This window comes from Eubacterium ramulus ATCC 29099, assembly GCF_000469345.1.
In the GTDB taxonomy this organism is placed as follows: domain Bacteria; phylum Bacillota; class Clostridia; order Lachnospirales; family Lachnospiraceae; genus Eubacterium_I; species Eubacterium_I ramulus.
Genome location: NZ_KI271096.1, coordinates 90,954 through 100,154, shown reverse-complemented (window position 1 = coordinate 100,154; position 9,201 = coordinate 90,954). Strand labels below are relative to the sequence as shown.

Annotated in this window: 7 protein-coding genes; 2 read left to right on the top strand and 5 right to left on the bottom strand. The window is 44.3% G+C overall.

Features of this window, described 5'->3' with window-relative positions:
- Positions 1-150: 150 nt before the first annotated feature.
- The 4 genes from gpmI to gap form a co-directional block, all read right to left on the bottom strand.
- Positions 151-1,695, bottom strand: coding sequence for a 2,3-bisphosphoglycerate-independent phosphoglycerate mutase (gene gpmI / locus HMPREF0373_RS03645; protein ID WP_021738249.1), 1,545 nt, complete (start codon positions 1,693-1,695; stop codon positions 151-153).
- Positions 1,696-1,852: 157 nt separating this feature from the next.
- Complete coding sequence (gene tpiA / locus HMPREF0373_RS03640; RefSeq protein ID WP_021738248.1) at positions 1,853-2,605, bottom strand: triose-phosphate isomerase; 753 nt, start codon at positions 2,603-2,605, stop codon at positions 1,853-1,855.
- 134 nt (positions 2,606-2,739) lie between these two features.
- On the bottom strand, positions 2,740-3,951 hold the full coding sequence (locus tag HMPREF0373_RS03635) for a phosphoglycerate kinase (protein WP_021738247.1): 1,212 nt from the start codon (positions 3,949-3,951) through the stop codon (positions 2,740-2,742).
- A gap of 266 nt (positions 3,952-4,217) precedes the next feature.
- Positions 4,218-5,231 (bottom strand): type I glyceraldehyde-3-phosphate dehydrogenase, encoded by a 1,014-nt coding sequence (gene gap / locus HMPREF0373_RS03630; protein ID WP_022034946.1) that lies wholly within the window; start codon positions 5,229-5,231, stop codon positions 4,218-4,220.
- 479 nt (positions 5,232-5,710) lie between these two features.
- Here gap and HMPREF0373_RS03625 point away from each other — a divergent pair, with 479 nt between their 5' ends.
- The gene (locus HMPREF0373_RS03625) at positions 5,711-6,511 is read left to right on the top strand and encodes a histidinol-phosphatase HisJ family protein (protein ID WP_021738243.1); all 801 of its coding nucleotides are present in this window, start codon (positions 5,711-5,713) and stop codon (positions 6,509-6,511) included.
- Between the two features lie 45 nt (positions 6,512-6,556).
- Here HMPREF0373_RS03625 and HMPREF0373_RS03620 read toward each other — a convergent pair whose 3' ends face one another.
- Complete coding sequence (locus HMPREF0373_RS03620; protein WP_336302571.1) at positions 6,557-7,804, bottom strand: cysteine desulfurase family protein; 1,248 nt, start codon at positions 7,802-7,804, stop codon at positions 6,557-6,559.
- Here HMPREF0373_RS03620 and HMPREF0373_RS03615 point away from each other — a divergent pair.
- A complete protein-coding gene (locus HMPREF0373_RS03615) occupies positions 7,795-9,156 on the top strand; it encodes a polysaccharide biosynthesis protein (protein WP_021738241.1) in 1,362 nt (453 codons plus the stop codon). The genes HMPREF0373_RS03620 and HMPREF0373_RS03615 overlap by 10 nt on opposite strands.
- Positions 9,157-9,201: the final 45 nt, after the last annotated feature.

Here is a 9,201-nt window from a genome sequence, read left to right as displayed (position 1 = left end):
TCCCACTGAGAAAGATTTGTTATTACTCACCATTTGCAGAAATGGGAGTCTCAACTCGGACTGAGATAAAAAATGCCACACGACAGTACAAGAATACTGTCGTGTGGCGAAAGGGCTTACTCGCGGAAAATCCACAAATTACTTTGGTATTTATTTTTTGATCAATAAACTGTGACCGGTCATTTCCTCCGGCTGTTTTAATCCCATCAGCTCAATCAATGTCGGAGCGATATCAGCCAGACATCCCCCCTCTGCCAGTCCGTAAGCCGGATCTGCATTTACCAGAATAAACGGTACCGGATTTGTTGTATGAGCAGTATGCGGATTTCCGGTTGTATAGTCGATCATCTGCTCTGCATTTCCATGATCAGCGCAGATAAACAGGATTCCATCTACATCTTTGACTGCCTGGACAGCATCACCTACCAGGCTGTCCACACGCTCTACAGCTGCAACAGCTGCCGGAATCACACCGGTATGACCTACCATATCCGGGTTCGCAAAGTTAATGATGATCACATCATACTTGTCGGATTTGATCGCCTCTACCAGATCCATGCCTACTTCCGGAGCACTCATCTCCGGTTTCAGATCATAAGTTGCAACATCTTTCGGAGACGCAACCAACAGACGTGCCTCATCTGTATTTGGTTCTTCTACACCACCGTTAAAGAAGAAGGTAACGTGTGCATATTTCTCTGTCTCTGCCAGACGGAGCTGTTTTTTGCCCTGTGCTGCAAGGAACTCACCAAAGGTATTTTTGATGGATTCTTTCTCAAATGCAATGATCTTGTTTGGAATTGTCTCATCATAATCTTTGAAACATACATAGGTCAGCGGAATAAACGGACGTTCAAATCCGGTAAATGCATCGTCACAGAATGCTCTGGTGATCTCACGGGCACGATCCGGTCGGAAGTTGAAGAAAATAACGGAATCATTTTCTTTTACAACAGAAACCGGTTTGCCAGCTTCATCCGTGATAACCGTCGGAAGTACAAACTCATCTGTCACACCGTCTGCATAAGAAGTTTCCATTGCTTTCACTGCATCCGTTGCCTGTACACCGGTTCCGGATACCAGGGAATCATATGCCTTCTGGATACGATCCCAGTTATTATCACGATCCATTGCATAATAACGACCGGAAATGGATGCAATCTTACCTACACCAATTTCCTGCATTTTCGCTTCCAGCTGTTCAATATAATCTTTTCCGGAAGCAGGCGGTGTATCACGGCCGTCCAAAAATGCATGTACATATACGTTTGTCAAACCATGTTTTTTTGCCATCTCAAGCAGACCGTACAGATGTGTGATATGGCTGTGTACACCACCATCAGATAACAGTCCCCACAGATGCAGGTCTGAATTGTTTTTTTTGCAATTTTCAATCGCAGTCAGTAATCCCTTGTTTTCAAAGAAATCACCATCCTCGATTGCTTTTGTGATTCTGGTCAGATCCTGATAAATGATTCGGCCTGCGCCGATATTCATATGTCCAACCTCAGAGTTTCCCATCTGACCATCCGGCAAACCAACTGCCAGACCGGATGCGGCACCTTTTACAAACGGATAATCTTTCATCAAATTGTCCATCACCGGAGTTTTAGCCATTGCGATAGCATTTCCTTCCGGATTGTCATTTAAACCATATCCATCTAAAACCATTAATACGACTGGTCTTTTACTCATGTTTTCCTCCAAAAAATCTGTATCATTGAACTCCTGTCAAAATGTTAGTTTCACAACATCTTCATGCGGACAGGAACATCCATTTAGTTTAAGATAAATTCAGAGCCAAACGGTCTTGCGGATGGCTCTGAATTGTAAAAGCATTGTTAATATTATCTTATTTATTATAGTTTACGATTTTGCCGAAGTCAGCTTTCAGAGAAGCGCCGCCTACCAGACCACCATCGATGTCCGGTTTTGCAAATAACTCAGCTGCATTTCCTGCGTTTACAGATCCACCGTACTGGATGCGAATTGCTTCTGCAGTTGCCTCATCATAAACTTCAGCGATGCATGCACGGATTGCGCCGCATACTTCCTCTGCCTGATCAGAAGTAGCTGTCTCACCGGTTCCGATTGCCCAGATTGGCTCGTAAGCGATCACTGCTGTTTTTGCCTGATCTGCTGTTACGTTCTGGAATGCGATCTTGATCTGCATACGGATCCAGTCAAGGTAGATTCCCTGTTTTCTCTGTGTCAGAGTCTCACCACAGCAGATGATCGGTGTGATACCATGCTCAAAAGCTTTCAGAACTTTTTTGTTTACAGTCTCATCTGTCTCTGCAAAATACTCTCTTCTCTCAGAATGTCCAAGAACAACGTATTTTACACCTGCGTCAACTAACATATTCGGGGAAATTTCACCTGTATAAGCGCCACTTTCCTCAAAATACATGTTCTCTGCACCAATGCAGATGTTGCTGTCTTTTGCAGCAATCATAGCCGGGATGATATCGATAGCCGGTACACAGAATACTACATCTACATCTTCATTCGCTACTAACGGTTTTAACTCATTCACCAGAGCAACTGCCTCGCTCGGTGTTTTGTTCATTTTCCAGTTACCTGCGATAATTTTTCTTCTAGCCATTTCGCTTTTTCTCCTTACATATAATTTTTCAAAAATTCCAGATATGGAATCAGTGCAAGGCAGATGAGACGCAGACGTACATAGAGGTACGTCAAGTCTCATCTAACGAAGCAATTATTTCATATATGGGATTTTTACTTGTCGTTTGCTGCTGCTACGCCAGGCAGTTCCTTTCCTTCAAGGAATTCCAGAGAAGCTCCGCCACCTGTGGAAATATGTGTCATCTTGTCACCAAATCCAAGCTGGTTTACAGCTGCTGCGGAATCACCGCCACCGATGATTGTTGTAGCATCTGTCTCTGCCAGAGATTTTGCAACTGCAATGGTACCTTTTGCAAGGATTGGGTTCTCGAATACGCCCATCGGTCCGTTCCATACAACTGTTTTTGCGGATTTTACTGCATCTGCATATAACTCAGCTGTTTTTGTTCCGATATCAAGACCTTCTTTGTCAGCCGGAATTGCATCAGATGCAACAACTTCTACTGCGATCTCTGCATCAATCGGATTCGGGAAACCATCTGCGATTGTAGTATCGATTGGGAGAAGTAATTTCTTGCCAAGTTTCTCAGCTTTGTCCATCATCTCTTTGCAGTAATCGATCTTTGTATCATCTACCAAAGAGTTTCCTACTTCATATCCTTTTGCTTTCAGGAATGTAAATGCCATACCACCACCGATGATCAGGGTATCACATTTTTCAAGCAGGTTGGAGATTACGTTTAATTTATCTGCTACTTTTGCACCGCCAAGAATTGCCACGAACGGTCTTTCCGGTGTATTTACTGCGTTTCCGAGGAAATCGATCTCTTTCTGCATTAAGTAACCAACAACAGCAGTATCAACCAAACCTGCAACACCTACGTTGGAGCAGTGTGCTCTGTGAGCGGTTCCAAATGCGTCATTTACAAATACATCACAGATGGAAGCAAGGTCTTTGGAAAAAGCTTCTCCGTTTTTTGTCTCTTCCGGTCTGAAACGAGTATTCTCAAGAAGGATTACATCGCCATCCTTCATAGCCTCTACTGCTGCTTTTGCGTTCGGTCCTACAACTTCCGGATCAGCTGCAAATTTTACTTCCTGTCCTAACAGTTCGGATAAACGTACTGCAACCGGTGCAAGCGTTTTTGTTTTTTTATCTTCCTCTGTTTTTACTTTGCCAAGGTGAGAGCAGAGAATTACTTTGCCTCCGTCAGCAATCAGTTTTTTGATGGTAGGAAGAGCTGCAACGAGACGGTTCTCGTCTGTGATCTTGCCATCTTTTAACGGTACGTTGAAGTCGCATCTGCAAAGAACTCTAAGTCCTTTTACGTTAATATCATCTACTGTTTTTTTATTTAATCCCATGATATTGTCTCCTTATCCTGTTTATATACTTAATTTAGGAAATCTATAAAGATCAAGAAAATATGCATGTCTAATTGAACCTTGTTTGTAACTGATCTATGCATACTTTTCTTATTGCACCGAGCATATGCGAAGCAATTTTCATCTTATGCGTGTGCGCATTTCTAATGGCTCTGCTTTTGATTTGCAACACAAATCAAAAACAGAGTCCGGTCCAAAAGACCGGACCCTGCAGTGAGTCTTTGTTATACTTTATAGAGTGTTGATTATGCTAACTCTGCGAAGTATTTGATTGTACGAACCATCTGGCTTGTATAGCTGTTCTCATTATCATACCATGAAACAACCTGAACCTGAGTTGTTCCGTTGTCTAACGGAAGAACCATTGTCTGAGTTGCATCGAAGAGAGAACCATATGTCATTCCTACGATATCGGAAGAAACGATCTCATCTACGTTGTAGCCGAAGGACTCGTTAGAAGCTGCTTTCATAGCTGCGTTGATCTCATCAACTGTTACGTTGCCTTCAACAACTGCGTTTAAGATTGTTGTAGAACCTGTCGGGGTCGGTACACGCTGAGCAGCTCCGATTAATTTACCGGATAACTCTGGGATTACCAGACCGATTGCTTTTGCAGCACCTGTGCTGTTTGGAACGATGTTAACTGCTGCAGCACGGCTTCTTCTTAAATCGCCTTTTCTCTGTGGTCCGTCAAGTGTCATCTGATCGCCTGTATAAGCGTGGATTGTGCACATGATACCGGATTTGATCTTAACAAGGTCGTTTAATGCCTTTGTCATCGGAGCAAGGCAGTTTGTTGTACAGGAAGCTGCGGAAATAATTGTATCTTCTTTTGTTAATACATCATGGTTTACATTGTAAACAACGGTAGGAAGGTCGTTTCCAGCCGGAGCGGAAATAACAACTTTCTTAGCACCTGCATTGATATGAGCCTGTGCTTTCTCTTTGGATGTATAGAATCCGGAACACTCTAAAACTACGTCTACGTCTAAAGCACCCCATGGGCAATTATTTGCATCTGGCTCTTTGTAGATTTTGATTTCTTTTCCATCAACTGTGATAGAATCTTCTCCAGCAGAAACTGTATCAGCTTTTGCATATTTACCCTGAGAAGAGTCATATTTTAATAAATGAGCAAGCATTTTCGGGCTTGTAAGATCGTTGATTGCTACGATTTCATATCCCTCTGCACCAAACATCTGTCTGAAAGCAAGACGTCCAATACGTCCAAATCCATTAATTGCTACTTTTACTGCCATTTTTTCATTCCTCCTAGAATTAAAATGTATCCGGATCATCCGGTGGTTTATTTTTGGATGTCTCAACTGTTGTCTGTTCATTGATGTCTCATCCAATCTGCTTATATTTTAACGAATATGACTGAGTTTTTCAATAGTTTTCAACCGCTTATTTTAACTTTGTTAATTTTTTCACCATCTTGTTTCTTTTTTTCTCTTTTTTAGCAATTTGTACAAGTTTTACAGATGTTTTTTCACCAGTTTTGATATTATAGTCCAAGTCTCACTCTGTGTTTTTGTATTAATTGCATAAAACTTTTTCCTTTTTTTAGAATTTCGATCATTTTTCCTATTCAAAATGCACGGATTGGATTGACAAAAATGTACTGCTGTGCTTATCATAGTTTCAGGAAACCGCATAACCACGCTGTTTTTCAAAGTTTATATTTTGCACAATATATAATATAAGCCTTATATCACCCTTGAAAGGAGACATTTTCATGCTTTTGGATACACATATGCACACTCATTTTTCCGGTGACAGCAACGCCGATCCTGCTGCTATGGCACGTTCCGCCATCGAAAAAAATCTGGCTGGGATCTGCATTACCGATCACCTTGACTATGATTACCCGGATGAACCGGATTTATTCACCATTGATTTTCCTCAATATGAAAAAGGAATCCGTCAGCTGCAGGCTGATTTTTCTGATTCCCTGAACATCAACTTCGGTATTGAACTGGGATTGCAGCCGCATCTGGCGAAGAAGCACCATGAAATACTACAGGAAATGGATTTTGATTTTGTCATCGGATCCTCCCATGTGGTGCACGGCCTCGATCCATATTATCCGGCTTATTATGAAGGACGCAGCGAGCATGCCGCTTATCTGGAATATTTTGAATCCATTCTGGAAAACATCGCTGCCTTTCATGAATTTGATGTATACGGTCACATTGACTATGTGGTTCGTTACGGACCGGAAAAGAACAAAAATTACAGTTATGACAAATACAAAGATGTCATTGACGAGATCCTGCGGCAGCTTATCGCTCACGGTAAGGGTATCGAGCTGAATATGGCCGGATTCAAATATGGTCTCGGGCACCCAAACCCAACGGAAGAAATCCTGCACCGGTATCGGGAGCTGGGAGGTGAGATCATCACCATCGGTGCTGACGGACATGCCCCAGATCAGATTGCCTGGGATTTCGACAAAGTACCACAGCTGCTGAAAGCGGCCGGCTTTGACTACTTTACGGTCTTCACGAAAAGAAAACCGGAATTTCTTCCGGTTTAAATTCAAGTCGAACGCACGTGAGATTTGGGCGTTTTAACACCCAAATCATTTTTTAAAGTCCCTCAATTTTTTTACGCATTGTTTTAACACCTCAACGGTATCGTCCAATTCTTCCGGTGTATTCTGGATACCCAGGGTAAAACGGATAGCCTCATATGCCTGATGTCCGGCATTTCCGATGGCAAGCTGTACATGAGAAGCCTTTTGTTCCCCGGTGGAACATGCAGAAGCGGATGATACACAGATGCCTTCCAGATCCAGCAATGCCACTACCGCCGGACCGTTTACCCCCGCAATGCTGATATTCACATTGTTTGGCAGACGGTTCCGGCGATCCCCGTTGATACTGCTTCCCGGAATTTCTTCCAGCAGCCGCCGGATAAAATAATCACGCAGCCTGCTTTCATATGCCATCTTTTTCTCCAGAATTGCTGCGGAACAGACCGCCGCCCGTCCGATTCCTACAATCCCCGGTACGTTCTCGGTACCGGCCCGCATCTTCCGCTCCTGTCCACCACCATGGATCATCGGCTGAAGCTTCAGTCCCTTTCGGGCATATAAAAATCCGGTTCCTTTTGGCCCGTTAAATTTATGACCACTGGCAGACAGCAGGTCGATATTATCCTCTTTTACATGAATTGGAATCTGGCCGTATGCCTGCACTGCATCCGTATGGAACAGAACCTGTTTCCGATGGGTGATCTGCCCGATCTGACGTATCGGTTGAATACTTCCGATCTCATTGTTTGCATACATTACAGACACCAGCACTGTATCTGATATGATCGCCCGCTCCACCATCTCCGGCTGTACTGTTCCTTCCTTATTCACCGGAAGATAAGTCACACGCACTCCCTGTTTTTCCAGATTTTTACACGTGTTTAAGATTGCATGGTGCTCAATAGACGATGTCACAATGTGTGGTCTCCTTCGTTTTCCATTTTGCACGGCATAGCGCAATGCCCAGTTATCGGATTCTGTTCCTCCCGATGTAAAATAAATAGTGTCATCTTCCACCCCCAGTGTGTCTGCAATCTGTTCCCGGGCTGTCTCAATGGCGCGCTTACTTTCTTCCCCCAGTTCATATCCGGATGATGGATTGCCATAATATCTGCTGTAATAGGGGATCATCGCATCCAACACTTCCGGAAAAGGCTGCGTTGTGGCGGCATGATCCAAATAAATCAACCGTTTCATATAATCATACCATTCCTTTCGGTTCTGACCGATTTTTCTCTGCATATATTTATAAAAAATCCACAGGCAGAAGAGTCTTCTTTCCAATGAAATCATATGCAAATCCCATGAAACAGAACTTTATATCCGGTACGCTGCTGCTGACACTGACCGGAATTTTAAGCAGGATCATCGGTTTTTATTATAAAATATTCCTTTCCCGCAGAATCGGTGCAGAAGGACTTGGAATTTACCAGCTGATATTTCCGGTATTTGCCCTGATCATCTCTGTATCAGCCGCCGGAATCCAGACTGCGATCTCCCGTTACTGTGCCCAATGCAGACAGAAACGCCAGGCCAGAGCCTATCTGAGTGTCGGACTGTCTGGTTCCCTGCTGCTATCTGCCAGCTGTGTCTGGATCATATGGCACTACGCTCCGCAGATCGGGCTTTCCCTGCTGGAAGATGTCCGGACAGTCCCGCTGCTCCGCATCATGACCCTTTCCCTGCCTTTCGCCTGTATCCACGCCTGCATCAACGGCTACTATTATGGTCGAAAAAAAGCCGTCATCCCGGCTATTTCACAGATTCTGGAACAGGTCATCCGTGTCGCAGGCGTCTGGCTCGTGGCTGACATCCAGATGCAGCGGGGACAGCTTGTGACACCACAGATTGCAGTCTGGGGCATTCTGTTTGGCGAACTTGCTTCCTCTCTTTACTCCGTCACCATGGTCTGCTTTTTTTCAGAACGCACGGAAAATAAAAAGACAGTACCAAATCCATCGGTACCGCCTTCTTCTATCCGGCTGACAAAAATTGCAAAGGATCTGTGCTCTATGGCAGTTCCTCTCACCTGCAGCCGTATTTTGTTAAGTTTATGTCAGAGTGCGGAAGCACTGCTGATCCCGATCAAACTCCGGGATTTTGGTTATGCAAACAGTGATGCCCTGAGCGTCTATGGTATTCTGACCGGCATGGTTTTTTCCACCATTATGTTTCCGTGCGTGCTAAGTAATTCCCTGTCTGTTATGCTGCTTCCGGCCATCGCAGAAGCGAATAGCCGGAAACAGTATAACCTGGTGCAAAAAGCCATCCGGAGAACCACACAGCTGTGTGTCATTCTCGGTCTTGTGTGTACCTCCGGATTTCTGCTGTGCGGAAACTGGATCGGCATCCATCTGTTTCACAACACACTGGCAGGTATTTATGTGCGCACCCTGAGCTGGATCTGTCCGTTTTTATTCCTCGCAAGCACACTGTGCAGCATTTTGCACGGGCTTGGCAAGGCTACCCTCACCATGCTGATCAACCTGGCTGGTGCCGCCATCCGCATTATATTTGTTTTCGCAGGAATCCCCCGCATTGGACTGAGTGCTTACCTCTGGGGCATGCTGGCCAGTCAGATCCTGATCTGTGCGCTCGCATTTTTCTGTCTGCATCATGCACCTGAATATGTGTCTGAGAAGTGAAGCTGAACGCATATTTTTCGGTAAAGCGGACATTCGCAATCCGCT